Annotated in this window: 14 protein-coding genes and 1 tRNA gene; 8 read left to right on the top strand and 7 right to left on the bottom strand. The window is 57.7% G+C overall.

Annotated elements, in window-relative coordinates:
- Positions 1-2: 2 nt before the first annotated feature.
- Positions 3-1,418, top strand: a complete 1,416-nt coding sequence (locus JT51_RS17365) for a divergent polysaccharide deacetylase family protein (protein WP_037315725.1) — start codon at positions 3-5, stop codon at positions 1,416-1,418.
- Positions 1,419-1,458: 40 nt separating this feature from the next.
- Here the strand turns inward: JT51_RS17365 and trpE are convergent, their stop codons facing one another.
- The 5 genes from trpE to fabI form a co-directional block, all read right to left on the bottom strand.
- Positions 1,459-2,970 (bottom strand): anthranilate synthase component I, encoded by a 1,512-nt coding sequence (gene trpE, locus JT51_RS17360; RefSeq protein WP_037315722.1) that lies wholly within the window; start codon positions 2,968-2,970, stop codon positions 1,459-1,461.
- A 12-nt stretch (positions 2,971-2,982) separates the two neighbouring features.
- On the bottom strand, positions 2,983-4,824 hold the full coding sequence (locus JT51_RS17355) for a peptidyl-prolyl cis-trans isomerase (RefSeq protein ID WP_037315719.1): 1,842 nt from the start codon (positions 4,822-4,824) through the stop codon (positions 2,983-2,985).
- 84 nt (positions 4,825-4,908) lie between these two features.
- Complete coding sequence (locus JT51_RS17350; protein ID WP_037315716.1) at positions 4,909-6,084, bottom strand: aminotransferase; 1,176 nt, start codon at positions 6,082-6,084, stop codon at positions 4,909-4,911.
- Between the two features lie 27 nt (positions 6,085-6,111).
- Positions 6,112-6,621, bottom strand: coding sequence for a xanthine phosphoribosyltransferase (gene gpt, locus JT51_RS17345; protein WP_037315713.1), 510 nt, complete (start codon positions 6,619-6,621; stop codon positions 6,112-6,114).
- A gap of 4 nt (positions 6,622-6,625) precedes the next feature.
- Positions 6,626-7,432: an enoyl-ACP reductase FabI gene (gene fabI / locus JT51_RS17340; RefSeq protein WP_037315711.1), complete on the bottom strand. Its 807-nt coding sequence runs from the start codon at positions 7,430-7,432 to the stop codon at positions 6,626-6,628.
- A gap of 136 nt (positions 7,433-7,568) precedes the next feature.
- On the opposite strand from fabI, the gene pdxH reads away from it, so the two are divergent.
- The 4 genes from pdxH to JT51_RS17320 all read left to right on the top strand — a co-directional run bounded on the left by pdxH (position 7,569) and on the right by JT51_RS17320 (position 9,416).
- On the top strand, positions 7,569-8,174 hold the full coding sequence (gene pdxH, locus JT51_RS17335) for a pyridoxamine 5'-phosphate oxidase (RefSeq protein ID WP_037316325.1): 606 nt from the start codon (positions 7,569-7,571) through the stop codon (positions 8,172-8,174).
- 142 nt (positions 8,175-8,316) lie between these two features.
- Positions 8,317-8,823 (top strand): cold-shock protein, encoded by a 507-nt coding sequence (locus JT51_RS17330; protein ID WP_419177314.1) that lies wholly within the window; start codon positions 8,317-8,319, stop codon positions 8,821-8,823.
- Positions 8,824-8,828: 5 nt separating this feature from the next.
- Positions 8,829-9,296 (top strand): DUF192 domain-containing protein, encoded by a 468-nt coding sequence (locus JT51_RS17325; protein WP_051927628.1) that lies wholly within the window; start codon positions 8,829-8,831, stop codon positions 9,294-9,296.
- A gap of 43 nt (positions 9,297-9,339) precedes the next feature.
- Positions 9,340-9,416, top strand: a tRNA-Pro gene (locus JT51_RS17320).
- A 9-nt stretch (positions 9,417-9,425) separates the two neighbouring features.
- Here the strand turns inward: JT51_RS17320 and JT51_RS17315 are convergent.
- On the bottom strand, positions 9,426-9,752 hold the full coding sequence (locus JT51_RS17315) for a hypothetical protein (RefSeq protein ID WP_235216204.1): 327 nt from the start codon (positions 9,750-9,752) through the stop codon (positions 9,426-9,428).
- Between the two features lie 638 nt (positions 9,753-10,390).
- Here JT51_RS17315 and JT51_RS17310 point away from each other — a divergent pair.
- Positions 10,391-14,011 (top strand): vitamin B12-dependent ribonucleotide reductase, encoded by a 3,621-nt coding sequence (locus JT51_RS17310; RefSeq protein ID WP_037315699.1) that lies wholly within the window; start codon positions 10,391-10,393, stop codon positions 14,009-14,011.
- A 547-nt stretch (positions 14,012-14,558) separates the two neighbouring features.
- A complete protein-coding gene (locus tag JT51_RS17305; protein ID WP_037315696.1) occupies positions 14,559-14,804 on the top strand; it encodes a hypothetical protein in 246 nt (81 codons plus the stop codon).
- A 49-nt stretch (positions 14,805-14,853) separates the two neighbouring features.
- Here the strand turns inward: JT51_RS17305 and JT51_RS17300 are convergent, their stop codons facing one another.
- Positions 14,854-16,398, bottom strand: coding sequence for a trimethylamine methyltransferase family protein (locus tag JT51_RS17300; protein WP_037315693.1), 1,545 nt, complete (start codon positions 16,396-16,398; stop codon positions 14,854-14,856).
- A 421-nt stretch (positions 16,399-16,819) separates the two neighbouring features.
- Between JT51_RS17300 and JT51_RS17295 the strand changes: the two genes are divergently transcribed.
- Positions 16,820-17,338, top strand: coding sequence for an outer membrane protein (locus JT51_RS17295; protein ID WP_051927627.1), 519 nt, complete (start codon positions 16,820-16,822; stop codon positions 17,336-17,338).
- Positions 17,339-17,344 lie beyond the last annotated feature (6 nt).

The following is a 17,344-nucleotide window of genomic DNA, read 5'->3' as shown; positions in this document are numbered from 1 at the left end:
GAATGGGTGGATTTGTCGGTGGAATGATCGCCGGAGCGGTCGCTATCGGGGTTTTTGGGGTGTTGTTGTCGTTGAACACTCCGTTGAGCCGACGGCCGTCTGTTGCTGTGCAGGTGCCTGAACCCACACCGGTTGAAACACCAGAGACTGTCGCGGATGCCACGGATTCCGGGTCCGATTCCGATCTGGTTGAATTGCCGCCGTCCTCTCTTGAGGAAGACAGCGGGCGTTCTGATACATTGACCGAACTGTCCGATATGGAAACAGCACCTGATACGCAGCCTCAGGTGAATGACAAGGTCGATCAGGTTGATGCGCCCGACGTGACCAACACGTCCGGGATCACTGTATCAACAGAGGCACCGCTTGCCCCGCAGGCCCCGGACCCAGTGCAGGTATCGCCTGACGCCAGCGATGCGCCGGTGGTGATCGCGGATGCCCCGCAACCAACGCCTGTCGAAACCGAAGATTTCGCGGTGGCAGAGCCGCTGCCTGAACCGCAAACCGACGCGCGCTTGACCCAACCAGAGCAGCCTGAGGTTGACCCGTTCAAGGACAATCCGATCGCGGTCGAAGGGGATGAGGATACGCTGCCGCGTGACCGGCCCAAAATCGCAGCCCTGCCGCAAATTGGAAGTGATCAGGTAGCCCCGGCTGCCACCCTAGGCAAGCGCGTGGTGCCGCTGACCGAACGCGATGACGCGCCAGAGGCGGACAACAGCGCAGACATCCCACCCGCTGCAGGTAAGCCTATTCAGGCATATTCCGCAAAGTTCGATAACCCGGAATCCAAGCCCTTGATGTCCATCATCCTGATCGACGACGAAGGCGCATATGGGGCCGAGGCGCTGCAGGATTTCCCCTATCCGATCAGCTTTGCCGTCAGCCCGTCAGACCCGAATGCGTCCGAGAAGATGGCCAAACACCGTGAGGCCGGGTTCGAAGTACTTGCTCTGGCCGATCTGCCCAAAGCGGCCACAGCGCAGGACGCCGAGGTGTCGCTGTCCGTGTGGCTGGATGCCCTGCCTGAAACGGTGGGTATTCTGGAAGGCGTCGGCACAGGCATTCAGGGCAACCGAAAGCTGGCTGATCAAGTGGCCGTTATTGCCGGGGGTACCGGGCGCGGTCTGATCACGCAGGATAACGGTCTGAATACCGTCCAGAAACTGGCCGCGCGCAATGGCATCCCCTCAAGTGTCATTTTCCGTGATATCGACGGTGCCCGGCAAAACCCCAAGATCATGCGCCGTTTTTTGGATCAGGCTGCATTCCGCGCCGGTCAGGAAGGGACGGTTGTCATGCTTGGCCGGTTGCGGCCCGACACAATTTCCGCATTGCTGCTGTGGGGATTGGAAGATCGCGGTAACCGGGTGGCCATGGCCCCGATTTCAGCGGTCATGATGAAAGAAGTTCAGTAACGCGGGGATGAAGCTGGGATGCCACTAGGGCATCCCGCTTTCACGAGTTTCCGGACCCGGTGAAACGGGCTGCGTCAGCGGCTGCGCGCCGGATTGCGTTCGACTTGTGAACGGTCTCCATATACTCGGCTTCCGGGTCGCTGTCGTAAACGACACCGCCACCGGCTTGAATATACAGCTTGTGGTCTTTTACGATGGCAGTCCGCAGGGCGATACACATGTCCATGTCGCCGCCGGCGCTGAAATAACCGACACCACCGCCATAGATGCCGCGCTTTTCGGGCTCAAGCTCATCAATGATTTCCATCGCGCGGACCTTGGGCGCACCCGATACCGTACCAGCGGGCATGCCGGCAAAGAACGCATCCAGCGCGTCCTTGTCTTCGGCCAGTTCACCGACAACGTTTGACACAATGTGCATCACGTGGCTGTAGCGTTCGATGATGAACTCTTCGGTGGGGCGCACCGTGCCGATTTTTGACACCCGGCCCGTATCGTTGCGACCCAGATCCAAAAGCATAAGATGCTCGGCCAGCTCTTTTTTGTCTGCCAGCAGGTCGACCTCGTGGGCCTTGTCCTCTTCGGGCGTTGCACCGCGCGGGCGCGTGCCTGCGATGGGGCGGATCGTGACCTCGTCGCCAAAGACGCGCACCAGAATCTCGGGGCTGGCACCGACAACCTGAAAGCCGCCGAAGTTGAAATAGAACATGAACGGCGAGGGGTTGGTACGCCGCAGAGACCGATACAATGCAAAGGGCGGCTGCGGGAAATCCTGCGTCCAGCGTTGGGCTGGGACAACCTGAAAGATATCGCCCGCGCGGATATAGTCCTTGGCCTTTTCAACCGCTTCCATATAGCCAGATTTGGTGAAATTCGACACCGGAGGCGCAACCTCGGAGGCATCGCCCAGATCGCGGGTTTCCGCGGGCATGGCGCGTTCCAGATCGCGCACGGCATCCATCACACGTTCGGCGGCCTGCGCATAGGCGGCCTTGGCCGATTGCCCGTCACTGACCCAGGCGGGGGACACAACTGTCACTTCGCCTTTGACGCCATCCAGCACAGCGATGACTGACGGGCGCAGCATGATCGCATCGGGCAGGCCCAGCGGGTCGGGGTTCACATCCGGCAAGTATTCAACCAGCCGCACCATGTCATAGCCCAAATAGCCAAACAGCCCCGCAGCCGCCTGTGGCAGGTCGTCGGGCAGGTCAATCCGGCTTTCGGCCAGCAAGGCCCGCAGGTTGTCCATCGGGTTGCCGTCCTGCGGGTCAAAGGCCTCGGGGTCGAAGCGGGCCGTACGGTTCAACTCGGACGCCTCGCCCCGACAGCGCCAGATCAGATCCGGCTTCATCCCGATGATCGAGTAACGCCCGCGCACCTCGCCGCCGGTTACCGATTCCAGCATGAATGCGTCTTTTTGCGCGCCGGTCAGCTTGAGCATCAGGGAAACGGGCGTGTCCAGATCCGCCGCGAGACGGGTGTAAACGACCTGATTTTCGCCTGCGTCATAGGCGCGGGCGAAACTGTCGAACTCAGGGGTCAGGGCCATATCCGGTCTCTTTTAATAATTCGCTTGTACGGCGTTCAGCGCGCGCTGATCCACGACCGGCCGGGCGCGCGCCTGCGCATCACGGACGAAGGCATCGAAAATGTTTTGCGCCAGGGCCTGATTCAGTTGCGCGGACAGGGCACCTTGCACCTGACGCCGCTCGTCGGTTTCGGCGGGCGGCAACAACTCATCAAGACGTACGATCAATGCGGTTCCGGTGCCGGGTACGACGCGCAGTTCACCGGGTTGCATCTCAAAGACCTGCCGCATGAAATCGGCGGGCACGTCTTCAAGGAATGCAGTGCGGGTCAGGGCGTTTTCCACGCGGAACGGCAGGCCGGTGGCAGTGAAATCACCATCACTGTTCAACTGCTCAAGAATGGAATTCGCATGATCTTCCAGATCTTTGTTTGTCTCTGCCTGTGTCCACGCAGCGGCAACACGGTCGCGGGCCGTTTCCAGAGGTTCGGGCCGACGGGGCAGCACCTCGTTCAGGCGCAGCGCAAAGATCGAGCCATCATCAAGGAATGCAACCTCGGGGAAGTCACCTTCGGTCACTGCTTCGGCGGCGCTGCGGAAACCGTCATAGGCGGCGACGCCATCGTCGCTTTGACTGGTCCAGTCGATCTGGCCGACCTCCAGATCGGATTCGGCGGCCAGTTCTTCCAGCGTTGCGCCACCGGCCAGCAGGTCATTGATGTCTTCGGCCTGCGCTTCGATCTGACGGCGGGCGCGGTCTGCGGCCAGTTCCTCGCGCAGGGCGGGGGCGGCATCCTCGAAAGAGGTGTTGTTTTCCGCCAGCGAACCGTTGATGCGGAACAGTGCAGGGCCAAAAACCGACGGCAGGGGGCCGACAACAGTATCCAGTTCGGCCGCAAACACGTCTTCGGCAGCGCCGCCCAGATCGTCACGGGTTACATCGCCAAGATCAACATCGCTAAGTTCCAGATCGCGGTCTCTTACTAGTTGTTCAAAAGACGTGCCGCCAACTTCCAGTTGGGCCTTAGCGTCCTTGGCTGCGTCCTCGCTCGGAAAGGCCAGACGTTCGACCAGCCGACGTTCGGGTTGGTGGAACTCGGCCGCGCGCTGGTCGAACAGGCGGCGAATGTCATCTTCTTCAACCTCGACACTGTCCAGCAGCATGTCGGGCGACAGGATCGCATAGGTCAGCTGTTTGGTGCGGGGCAGGGTGAACTGATCCGCGTTTTCGTCATAAAAGGCTGCCACCTGTTCATCGGTCGGTTCAGCAACCGGCGCGGGCAGCACGTCAGAGGCAACCGTTGCAACGGTAAAGCTGCGCCGCGCGCCGACATAATCCGTCAGAACCCGCGTCAGAACCTCAGGCATTTCCACACCACTGACGACTGCGTCCTGCACGATAGTCCGCGAGGATTCCTTGCGCATATCCGATTCGAACTGAGAATCCGTCATCCCGATCTGATCCAGTTGAAACTGATATGCCTCACGGTCGAAGGTGCCGTTGACGCCCTGAAAGGCCGGGATGGCGACGATTTCCTTTTGCAGGTTTTCATCACCGATCGAAATGCCCAGCAGGCCGACCTCATTATCCAGCGCAGCCAAAGCCGTCAGGCGTGACAACGCCAGTTGATCCAGCCCGTATTCCCGTGCCTGCGACATTTGCAGGGGTTGCCCGGTCTGGTTTTCAACGGCACGGATTTCGCGTTGAAGTTCGCGCACATAGTCGTCGATCGAAATATCTTCGTTCCCAACCTGCGCCACGGTACGCACCGTCCCGCTGAGGTTGACCGCGCCAAACCCAGCAAGACCCAGCATCAAAAGCCCCATGAGAATCCAGACAAAGGTCTTCGATAACTTTTTGATGCCTGCGGCCATGGTGCCCTCTTTGTGCTTATTTCGGCAGGTATCTGCCCTGTCGGTTGCGGCCCTGAATACGATGCGCACAGCCGAGGGGCAAGCTTAGAAGGACACCCCCCGCAGCCGATCAAACAATTGCCCGATACCAGCACGATCCAGATTGGCAAAAGCAATGCGTACCTGGCGTTTTCCGGCGGGATCATTGGGTGGCATGAACATTGTCCCGGGCAACAACAGTACGCCGGCGTCGGACACCAATCTGCGCGCCAGCTCATCCGAGGGGATGTCGAACGGATGTTCGAAATAGGCGAAATAAGCACCCAACCCCAGCAACCGCCAGCCCTTGTCGGTCAGGCTTGGCGTCAACTCTTTGATTGCAGCGCGTCGATCCAGGATTTCATCTCTTTCGCCTGCCAGCCATTCAGACAGGTTTTGCATTCCCCAATGCGCCGCGAACTGACCGATCTGACCGGGGCAAATGGCAACCGTGTCCAGAAATTTCTCGACCTCCGCCAACAGATCGGCACCAGTTGCAATCGCGCCGACCCGATGGCCCGTCAGGCGATAGGCCTTTGAGAATGAATACAGATGAACCAGCGTATCTTCCCACCCCGGCTGCCGAAACAGATCGTGCGGCGGGCCGCTGCGGCTGTCGAAATCGCGATAGGTTTCATCCACCAACAGCCGGATACCGGCATCGCGGGCCAGTTCGTAAAACGCCAGCACCAGATCAGCCGGGTACTCGACCCCGCCGGGGTTGTTGGGCGTCACCAAAGCGATGGCGCGAGTCTTGTCGGTGATCAGGGCGCGTGCTTTTTCGGGGTCAGGCAGCAAGTTATCGCCCATTTCAAGAGCGACTGCGTGAACACCCGCCATGTCCAACCACATTTTGTGATTGAAATACCAAGGGGTTGGCAGAATAACTTCATCCCATTGATCCGTGATGGCCGAGATCGTGGCGGCAAACGCCTGATTGCAGCCCGATGTGATGGCGATCTGATCCGTCACAACGTCAGCGGCATAGTGCTGTCCGATCTGCGCGGCAAGTTCCGCCCGCAGGTCGGGGTTGCCCAGAACCGGCCCGTACAAATGTGCGCGGTCTTCGGCCACCGCAAACTCTGCCATGGCTTGGCGCAACGCCAAAGGCGGCGGGTCGACCGGTGCCGCCTGACTGACATTGATCAAAGGCCGGTCGTCGGGAAACACCACGCCTTCCAGCCAACGCCGCGCCTCCATCACCGGAGGGGCGAAGGTGGCAGCGGTGCGTGTCCGGGTCATGCGTAGTCCTAAATGTTTATCTGAGGATCAGTCGGTGCCCCGATAGGGCTCGACATATTGCAGGGCCATATCCCAAGGGAAGAAGATCCAGGTGTCCTGACTGACCTCGGTGATGAAAGTATCCACCATCGGGCGGCCTTTGGGTTTGGCGTAAACAGTTGCGAAATGCGCGTTGGGGTACATCGCGCGCACCAGCTCCAGTGTTTTGCCGCTGTCGACCAGATCGTCGATGACCAGAACACCAGTGCCGTCGCCCATCAGCTCGGCGTCCGGGGCTTTCAGCACTTCGGCCTCGCCCTGATCCTGATGGTGATAGGACCGGACACTGATCGTGTCGACGGTGCGAATGTCCAGCTCGCGGCTTACAATCATAGCGGGAGCCATGCCGCCCCGCGTGATGGCAACAACTGCACGCCAGGCACCATCATCCGGGCCTTGACCATCCAACCGCCAGGCCAACGCCCGAGAATCACGGTGAATCTGATCCCAGCTGATGTGAAAGCCTTTTTCGTGAGGCAGACGATCCTTGGCGCTCATGTCTTTAACCCTTTTCAACGTCTGGTGCGTCGACGGCTTTCATGCCGACAATGTGATAGCCTGAATCTACATGCAGATTCTCACCCGTCACGCCACTGCTGAGGTCTGACAGCAAGTAAAGTGCGGAATTGCCGACATCGTTGATGGTCACGTTACGGCGCAGTGGAGAGTTATACTCGTTCCACTTCATGATATAGCGGAAGTCACCGATACCGCTGGCGGCCAGGGTCTTGATCGGACCGGCCGAGATCGCGTTGACACGGATGCCATCCTTGCCCAGATCTTCGGCCAGATATTTTACCGACGCCTCAAGCGCGGCCTTGGCAACGCCCATCACGTTATAGTGCGGCATGACCTGTTCGGCACCATAATAGGTCAGCGTTACTGCGCTGCCGCCGTCGGTCATCAGCTTTTCAGCGCGCTGCATAACGGCCGTGAACGAATAAACAGACACATCCATTGTCAGCTTGAAGTTCGCGCGCGACGTATCGACATAGCGCCCGCGCAATTCGTTCTTGTCCGAAAACCCGATGGCATGGACCACAAAGTCCAGTTTACCCCATTTCTCGGACAGGGCCGTGAACAACCCGTCGATTGAATCCTCGTCGCTGACATCGCAGGGCAGGACGATTTCGCTGCCAAGTTGGGCCGCCAGCGGGTCGACCCGTTTCTTCAGAGCATCCCCCTGATAGGAAAAGGCAAGCTCTGCCCCGGCTTCGGACAAAGCGCGGGCAATTCCCCATGCGATTGATTTATCATTGGCCAGTCCCATGATGAGGCCGCGTTTGCCGGCCATCAACTGATTTGACATGTTTGGTTCTCCGCCTGTCCTTCGCGTCATGTTGAGATGGTTTATGCCATTGGATGCGCTGCATCAAGGCCGCGCGCTCTTGCCCGTGGCAGGTTCTCGCCCTAGGGTAGTTAACAATGGTTTCCAGGGGATGGGAATGAACGAGCGTGAAGGCATATTCGCCGGCACCGATCCGTTTGAAATAGCGGGGCGGTGGCTGGCGGAAGCTACGGATAGTGAACCTAACGATCCTAATGCGATTGCTCTGGCAACCGTGGACAGTACCGGTATGCCGAATGTGCGCATGGTACTGTTAAAAGAGATCGAGCCGGGTGCTTTTGTGTTTTACACCAACTACGAAAGCGTCAAAGCGACTGAGCTGGACGGCCAGGGCAATGCCGCATTTGTCATGCATTGGAAATCTTTGCGGCGACAGATCCGAGTTCGTGGTACAATCACGCGAGAGAACGGACCGCTTGCTGATGAATATTATGCGTCCCGATCCCTAAAAAGCCGCCTGGGTGCATGGGCGTCAAAGCAATCACAGCCACTAAGCAGCCGCACTGCGCTGATGGCCGAGGTGGCAAAGGTGACGGCGAAATTGGGGCCGAATCCTCCACGTCCTTCGTTTTGGGGCGGATACAGGCTTGAACCGACCGAGATCGAATTCTGGGCCGATGGGGCCTTTCGTCTGCACGATCGGTTCAGGTGGCAGCGGGATCAGGTGGGTTCCGCGTGGCAAGTACAAAGGTTGAATCCATGACGTTCGCGTATCGTGAAATGCAACACGCAGATATCAAAGGGTTTTTTCAACTTGAATTTGCGTGCCATTCCCATACACATCGAACCCTTAACGAATTGGTAATTTTCGCGATGGGAAGACCGTGCCAGAAGATCTGAACAACATGTACCGCGTTAGTGGACACGTAAAATGGTTCGACCCCACCAAGGGGTATGGGTTTGTTGTGTCCGACGAAGGCGGCCCGGATATTCTGTTGCACGTGAACGTGTTGCGCAATTTTGGCCAAAGTTCGGTCGCGGATGGCGCAGGCATCGAAATCATGACGCATCGGACCGATCGCGGCGTTCAGGCGGTCGAGGTTATCAGTGTTGATCCGCCAGTGCGGACCGACACGATGATGTTGGCGGATTTTGCGGAACTTGATCCTGTCGAAATCGCTGCGGCACCATTGGAGGCCGCGCGCGTCAAATGGTTCGACAAGGGCAAGGGCTTTGGCTTTGCGAACGTCTTTGGTCGTGGCGAGGATGTATTCCTGCATATCGAGGTTCTGCGCCAGTCGGGTCTGGCGGATCTGCAGCCAGGCGAAGCTTTGGCGATGCGTGTTATCGATGGTAAGCGCGGGCGCATGGCGGCGCAGGTACTGGCCTGGGAAGCGGCACTGGACGATTGACGCCAATGATCAGGTTTTCCACGGTTCTTGCAATTGTTGCAGTGCTTTGGGCCCAAGGGGCGCAGGCCGCGTGCCGCGAAGATCGGATCAGTCTGAAGAACGAAAAAACACAAGTCGGCTTTGACATCGAGGTCGCCGTGACCCCGCAAGAGCGGGCGCGGGGGCTGATGTTCCGGGAATCGCTGCCGCAGCGGTCGGGGATGCTGTTTGTGTTCGATCCTCCGCAGCCGGTTGCGTTCTGGATGAAAAATACCCTGATTCCCCTGGATATCATTTTCCTCAACCGTTTGGGTGCGGTTGTTCACGTGCACGACAACGCGATTCCCGGGGATCTGACTCCGATTGAGGGCGGCGATTCGGTGTACGCAGTGCTTGAAATCAACGCGGGCCTTGCCGCACGTTACCTGATTACGCCTGGTACAGAGGTGCAGCACAAAGTTTTTTCGCAAGGTCCTGCAATTTGGCCCTGTTAGGGCTTTTCAAATCCAAACGGCACAGTTAGGAAGGCGCACGGTCCGGGGCGTGGCGCAGTCTGGTAGCGCACCTGTTTTGGGTACAGGGGGTCGTGAGTTCGAATCTCGCCGCCCCGACCACTTCTCAACTTATGTTGGTGAACCACCCATCGCTTGGTAAAGCGCGCTCAGCGCTTTATCCAGCGTTTTGCTTTCCACTGGAACTTTGACGGCCGGGCCGGATTTCTGCGGTACATTAAAGTACAATTCGGCATCGACACGGTAGCCACCGGTGTTTTTGGTTGAGGTCATGCGCATAACACTTTGCGGCAGGTCCTGCGGATACCCGTCATAATTGAGAATCAGAAAGGCCGTTGTGTCGGGGGGCAGAAACTCGCTGCATTCGAACGCGCTATTGCCAACTTTTTCAAAACGTTCACCAGGGCCATCACAGCTGATTTCAAAGGTTTCGAACAATCTTTTCGGGAATTCCTGAAACTGCGCGCTGCGTGTTGATGGGGGGACATCTTGTGGTGTGCAGGCCACGATCAGGGCCAGCGCGGGAAACAAGCGAAACAACGACATCAATCCAACTACCCCAATCCTTCACGCATTTGTAACCGGCGAGATTCAGGTGCCCGGATAGTTGAAGACTGATTCTAAGCCAGCCCCGTCATCTTATCGCCAGTTTATCTAATTCCGATAACCTTAAGGCCAATAACAGTTAATTCATTTGCTTTTGGGCAATGCCGGCTTTCTGGGGCTGTTGATGAAGCTGTGGAGGAATCGGATTCCTGTGCGCGGCGGTCTAACCACATCGTTCGGTCAACAAAAAAGATTTCAAAAATGACGTAAAAAGAACGTTGACGTTCTATGGACGAATACGCCAAATTGTATGGGCCGAAGGTGATGCCACTAAATCTGGTAGAAAAACCAGAGCAAGGCATAGGGCGAGGGTCGGAAAGCACAAAATAGCAATGTGCAACCGTTTGAACGGTTTCGCGCTGTCGAATGCAGCGGGCGGTCGTTTGCGTCCAAAATTTCTGGCACGGTAAGTGGTCCGCGAATTTGGGCCTGACGCTAATGACAAGTTGATTGAATCTAGGGCGGCGGACATGAAGATTGACAGAAAATTCACTAAATCGGGACAAGATGCTTATGCAGATTTGCAGTTCGCCTCTGCGACGTCCGAGATTCGAAACCCGGATGGCACGATCGTTTTCCGTCTGGACGACGTAGAAGTTCCCACAACCTGGAGCCAGGTTGCCAGCGATGTCATTGCGCAAAAATATTTTCGAAAAGCTGGCGTTCCGTCCAAGCTGAAGAAGGTTAAGGAAAAGGACGTTCCCGAATTTCTGTGGCGTTCAATCCCTGATGAAGGGGCAGAGTTCGAAGGTGAAACCTCGTCCAAGCAGGTCTTCGACCGTCTGGCCGGTGCCTGGGCGTATTGGGGTTGGAAGGGTGGCTATTTCTCGACCGAGGATGACGCGCGCGCCTATTTCGATGAGATGCGCTATATGCTGGCCACCCAGCGCGCCGCGCCCAACAGCCCGCAGTGGTTCAACACCGGTCTGCATTGGGCCTATGGAATCGACGGCCCGGCGCAGGGGCATCATTATGTCGACTATAAAACCGGTAAGCTGACCAAATCGAAATCCGCCTATGAGCATCCGCAGCCGCACGCGTGCTTCATCCAATCCGTCGATGATGATCTGGTGAACGAAGGCGGCATCATGGATCTGTGGGTGCGCGAGGCGCGCCTGTTCAAATATGGAAGCGGAACCGGAACCAACTTTAGCCACCTGCGCGCAGAAGGTGAATCGCTTTCAGGCGGCGGCAAGTCCTCGGGTCTTATGGGGTTCCTCAAAATCGGCGACCGCGCCGCTGGCGCGATCAAATCAGGCGGGACAACCCGTCGAGCAGCAAAGATGGTAATCGTCGATGCAGATCACCCGGATATCGAGAAGTTTATCGAATGGAAGGTGATCGAAGAGCAGAAGGTGGCCTCGATCGTTGCCGGATCGAAGATGCACGAAAAGATGCTGAACGGCATTTTCGAGGCCATCCGCACATGGGACGGCGCGCAGGACGATGCGTATGACCCCAAAAAGAACGACGCCCTGAAAACGGCCGTGCGCGAAGCGAAAAAAGTCGCAATCCCCGAGACTTACGTCAAGCGTGTGCTGGATTACGCCAAGCAGGGCCACGACAGTATCGAATTCCCGACCTATGATACGGACTGGGATTCCGAAGCTTACAGCTCGGTCTCGGGTCAGAACTCGAACAACTCGATCCGGGTGACCAATGCGTTCCTGACGGCGGTTGAAAAAGACGCCGATTGGGAGCTGATCAACCGCACCGATGGCAAGGTTGCCAAGACCGTCAAGGCACGCGATCTGTGGGAAAAGGTTGGTCACGCGGCCTGGGCCTGTGCCGATCCGGGCATTCAGTTCCACGACACCGTCAATGAATGGCACACATGCCCCAACGATGGTGAGATCCGCGGCTCGAACCCTTGTTCCGAGTACATGTTCCTGGACGACACAGCCTGTAACCTGGCGTCGATGAACCTGCTGACCTTCCTGAAAGATGGTGAGTTTCAGGCGGCGGATTACATGCATGCCGCGCGTCTGTGGACGCTGACGCTGGAAATCTCGGTGACCATGGCGCAGTTTCCGTCCAAGGAAATCGCGCAGTTGTCTTATGACTTCCGCACCCTGGGTCTGGGCTACGCCAATATCGGCGGTCTGTTGATGAACATGGGTTACAGCTACGACTCGGATGAAGGGCGCGCGATTTGCGGGTCGCTGACCGCGATCATGACCGGTGTGGCCTATGCGACCTCGGCTGAGATTGCCGGTGAGCTTGGCCCGTTCAAGGGCTACGGGCGTAACGCAGATCATATGCTGCGCGTCATCCGCAACCACCGCCGCGCATCACAGGGCGTAACCGACGGGTATGAGAAGCTGGCCGTGAAGCCTGTGCCTCTGGACCACGGCAACTGCCCGGACAAACGTCTGGTCGATCTGGCCATGTCCGCCTGGGATGAGGCGCTGAGCCTCGGTGAAAAGAACGGTTATCGCAATGCGCAGGCCACGGTGATCGCGCCGACCGGCACCATCGGTCTGGTGATGGATTGCGATACCACCGGGATCGAGCCCGATTTTGCGCTGGTGAAGTTCAAGAAGCTGGCCGGTGGCGGTTACTTCAAGATCATCAACCGCTCAGTCCCTTCGGCTTTGGAAAAGCAAGGCTATTCCTCGGCCCAAATCGAAGAGATTGTGTCTTACGCCGTCGGCCATGGCAGCATCGGCAATGCGCCGGGGATCAACCACACCTCGCTGACCGGCCACGGTTTTGGCCCCAATGAACTGGCCAAGGTGGACGCGGCGCTGGAAAGCGCCTTTGACATCCGCTTTGTCTTTAACCAGTGGACCCTGGGCGAAGATTTCTGCACCGGCGTTCTGGGCATCCCGGCGACCAAGCTGAATGATCCCACCTTCGACCTGCTGCGCCATCTGGGCTTTACCAAGGCGGATATCGACGCGGCCAACGACCATGTATGCGGAACCATGACGCTGGAAGGTGCGCCGCATCTGAAGGAAGAACACTATTCGATCTTCGACTGCGCCAACCCGTGCGGCAAGAAAGGCAAGCGTTTCCTTGGGGTTGATAGCCACATCACCATGATGGCGGCCGCGCAAAGCTTTATTTCAGGTGCGATCAGCAAGACGATCAATATGCCGAATGATGCCACCATTGAGGATTGCCAGAAAGCGTATGAACTTAGCTGGTCGCTGGGTGTGAAGGCCAACGCGCTGTATCGCGACGGCTCGAAGCTCAGCCAGCCGCTGGCCGCGGCCTTGGTCGAGGATGACGACGAGGCGGCGGAGGTGCTGGAGAGCGGATCGGCGCAGGAAAAAGCTGTCGTTCTGGCCGAGAAGGTGATCGAAAAGGTTGTGGTCAAGGAAATCATCCGCAGCCACCGCGAGAAGCTGCCGCATCGCCGCAAGGGTTACACCCAAAAGGCGATCGTGGGCGGCCACAAGGTCTATCTGCGAACCGGTGAGTTCGAAGACGGCAAACTGGGCGAGATTTTCATCGACATGCACAAGGAGGGCGCTGGCTTCCGTGCGATGATGAACAATTTTGCCATTGCGGTCTCGGTTGGCCTTCAATACGGCGTGCCGCTGGAGGAGTTCGTCGACGCCTTTACCTTCACCAAGTTCGAACCGGCGGGGATGGTGCAGGGGAACGACTCGATCAAGAATGCGACGTCGATCCTGGATTACATCTTCCGCGAACTGGCCGTGTCTTATCTGGACCGCACCGATCTGGCCCATGTGAAGCCCGAAGGTGCAAGCTTTGACGATCTGGGCCGGGGCGAGGAAGAGGGCGTCTCGAACGTTTCCGAGATTAGCGAAAGCGCTGCGACTAAGTCTTTGGAAGTGCTGAAACAAATCAGCTCAACCGGCTATCTGCGCAAACGTCTGCCGCAGGATCTGGTGGTGTTCAACGGCGGTCAGCCCGAGGTGAACGGCATGGCTGAATCCGCAGCGCAGTTCGTGGCCCCGGAAGCCGAAACAGCAGTGGCAACCGGCATGGATGCGCGGACCAAGGCCAAAATGCAGGGGTACGAGGGCGATCCCTGCGGCGAATGCGGAAACTACACGCTGGTGCGCAACGGCACCTGCATGAAGTGCAACACTTGCGGTTCGACCAGCGGGTGTAGCTAAGACAAACGCCCCGCCAAGCGGGGTGTAGGGACCTGGATTTCCCCCCGGATATCCGGTCCCGACGAACACGGAGCAAGACCTGAGACTTACCAAGGCACCTTGCTCCACTCGGCCGACATGCTCGTGTTGGCCGGGAACAGGGTGGGGCGGAATATCAGCTCCTTCCCACTCTTTCACGGGGCGGGTGCGCTCGTCCCATGCGACGTCCAGGCCGCAGGCAAAAAAAACACCGGGCGGTCAACGAATTGAGCCTGGATGGCGAAACTGACAGGGGGCTTCGGCCCCCTTTTCTTTTTTACGCGGTGCGAACGTGAATTTGGGCATAGTTCTGCCAGATATCACCACTCAAGTCGGGCAAGAACCGCCGAGGGCCTATGGGGGAATTTTGCCCAGCGGCTCGCCGCAGACGCGACTCTGCCAAACACGCGGAGATTGGCGCGAAAACGCCACATTCACCTTGCGCGAGTGACAGCGGGGTGGGTTGCGGTGTTTGTGATGCTTGTCCGGACACAAATACGCAAAAAAGCTCAAATCAGGAGGCATCACAATGAAACCGCAAACACTGGCCACCATTTCCGCACTTGTACTTGGTCTGCCGGCGCTGGCCATCGCACAATCCTCGGTCGACACCAACGGAGATGGTGTTTTGACAATAGAAGAAGTGCAGGCCGTTCTGCCTGACGTTGACGCCGACGGGTTCTCGGCGATGGACGCAAACGGCGATGGCGCATTGGATCAGGCAGAAATTGCTGTCGCCCAAGAAGCGGGCTTGTTGCCTGCGACCAACGGTTGACCTTGATGGAACAAAGGCGGCCCGATCTTCGGGCCGCCTTTTCAATGTTTTACAGCGGTAAGTGAATGTTGAATTTACTGCGGATTTCCGCGTCCAATACAGGATCAAACCGGGCGGGCGATGGGTGGGACAGGATCTCGGTCTTGCGGTCTGTTGCCTTCTGGATCAGGTCTGGCTTTCCCACTTCGACCCATTCTTTGGGCGAGGTACGATCACCGAATGTCGGGTAAACGTAATCGGCCTGCATTCGGCTAAGCGTGGCATCTGTCCCAAGATAGTGACCGGGCCCGCCCAGGCACACCTGGGCCATCTGATCCAGCGCCAGGGTTTCGTCGGTCACCTCAATACCGCGAACGCACCGCAGGGCTTGTCCGATCAAGTCATCCCCAAGGATCAGGCTTTCAAAGCAAAAGCCCAACAATGAAGAGTGCATTCCGGCCGATTCATACACCATGTTCAGGCCTGACAGGCCGGCCATCACGTTCGAGCACATCTGCTCCCATCCGGCCTGCATGTCCGGCAGCTTGGAATCCGATGCCCCGGCTGCGGCACCCCCAGGCAGGCCATAGAATTTGTGCATCTGGGCGCAACCCGCGCTGAGCAGGGCCTGCTCGCCCGAGCCCACGGACATCGCCCCGGTGCGCAGGTCCAATCCAAACGGCCAAGTGCCAAAAATTGCTGGGGCACCGGGACTTACAGCGTTTACATAAACCAATCCAGCCAAGCATTCGGCAGTGGCCTGAGCGATTGCCCCGGCGATGGTTGAGGGAGCCGTTGCCCCGGCCATCCCCGCAGATAGCAACAGGATGGGCATTCCGGCCTTGATGCATTCCTCCATCACCTGACAGCTTTCAGTGGCGAATTTCATCGGAGGCACAACAAAGCAATTGGTGTTCGACACGAATGGTCGCTCTCGCCATTTGGCTTCGCCGCCAGCTATCGTATGGATCAATTCCATCGCCGGGGCGACATAGATGGGGTCGGTAAACGACGTTCCGACATGCTTGTATGTCCCTGAACAACAAGCATAAATAGTATTCAGGTCCATCTCTAGATTATCGACAATATCGCGACATACCATCGGTCGTTGTACAAAATGAATGTTGTCTAGCTGTTCGCAAATTCGGGCGGCATCGTGCAGGTCTTGCACGGTCGAGTCGCGATATTTCCGCCCATGGACGTCAACCATGCTGACGGCTGCACCGGCTGTTCCGTAGTGGACCTTGGCCCCCGATAGCTCAAGATCGGTATTGCCATCGCGGCTGAACAGGGTGATCGAGCGATTGGCCTTGGCGATTGTGTCTTCGACCAGCGCACGTGGGAACCGGATGCGACCATCATCGCCCAGGGTGCAGCCCGCTGCGACAAGGTAATCAATACCGCTCTGGGGGGCGTCAGCAAGACCGATGGTTTCCAGCGCCTGCAACGCGGCCTGGTGAATGCGTTCCACCTGCATTTGGGTCAGGGGCTTGTATGTGCCACCTTCCAACCCGGGCCGCACAGGGCGCAGATGATCTGGCAGGGCCGAAGCGCGGGCCGCACGGCGCGCGGCACGACCGCCGCTGCGCGAGGTATTGCGAGTTTGTTCGTTCATAGTCGGAATCCGGTAGATGGGGTGTGTTCAGGGTGGATGTACTTAGGCCCCCAAAGGTCGACCCCGTGCCGCACGGCCCCGATCCGCACCAATGGTGCGGCTGACCAAACGGATCTTCCAAATTTCGTCGTGCATGTGGATCCTCATCTTATGAGGGCCAGTTTTCCAGCTGTGATCGTCGCAATCTGTTCTATTTGCGACCAGAGTGTTCAAAAGCGAAACATTCGATACCGTGATTTCAGCGCTCGGTTTGCTGGCTCAAAATTTTTTCCCGGTTCGGCATAAATCTGTTATAGTTCCTTCACTTATTTAAGATTAGGTCGTGATCTCTGTTGAATATTTGGGATTGCTGACCATTTGTTTGCATAACGATACCCCGACTTGACCCAAGCTTTGGTGCAAGGTTTTTTTGGAGAGGTTAATGAAAGTCCTAAAGGCCTTCATTGTTGCATCACTGATGACCAGCGCGGCCCCAGCTTTGGCTGAGGATTGGACCGGCGCTTATGCCGGATTCAGCTTTGGATACACGGATGCCGATGGGCCAAACGGGACCAGCGGGAATGACGCCAGTTTTGGCCCGCATATCGGATACGATCGCGATTTCGGAAACTTCGTTCTTGGCGGGGAACTGGAATACAACCGGCTCTCTTTGAATCTGGGGCAGGGTGAGGGCAGCCTTGACAGCATGACACGTCTGAAACTGCGCGGTGGCTATGATTTTGGGACAGCGTTGGGCTATGTCGTCGTCGGTGCGGCCAGGGCGGAAACCTCGGCCGACAACGATACCGCCGCCGTCTATGGAATCGGTGTTGCCTATCCGATTGGAGAGAACTTTGTTATCAGCGGCGAGGCATTGCGTCAGAATTTCGACGATGTCACACGATCAAACGGCGGGCTGGATGCTAACGTGTTTAACCTGCGTACAACATTCCGGTTTTGACGCCGA

The organism is Ruegeria halocynthiae, from assembly GCF_000743705.1.
GTDB lineage: Bacteria > Pseudomonadota > Alphaproteobacteria > Rhodobacterales > Rhodobacteraceae > Ruegeria > Ruegeria halocynthiae_B.
This window is presented reverse-complemented; position numbering and strand designations above follow the sequence as displayed.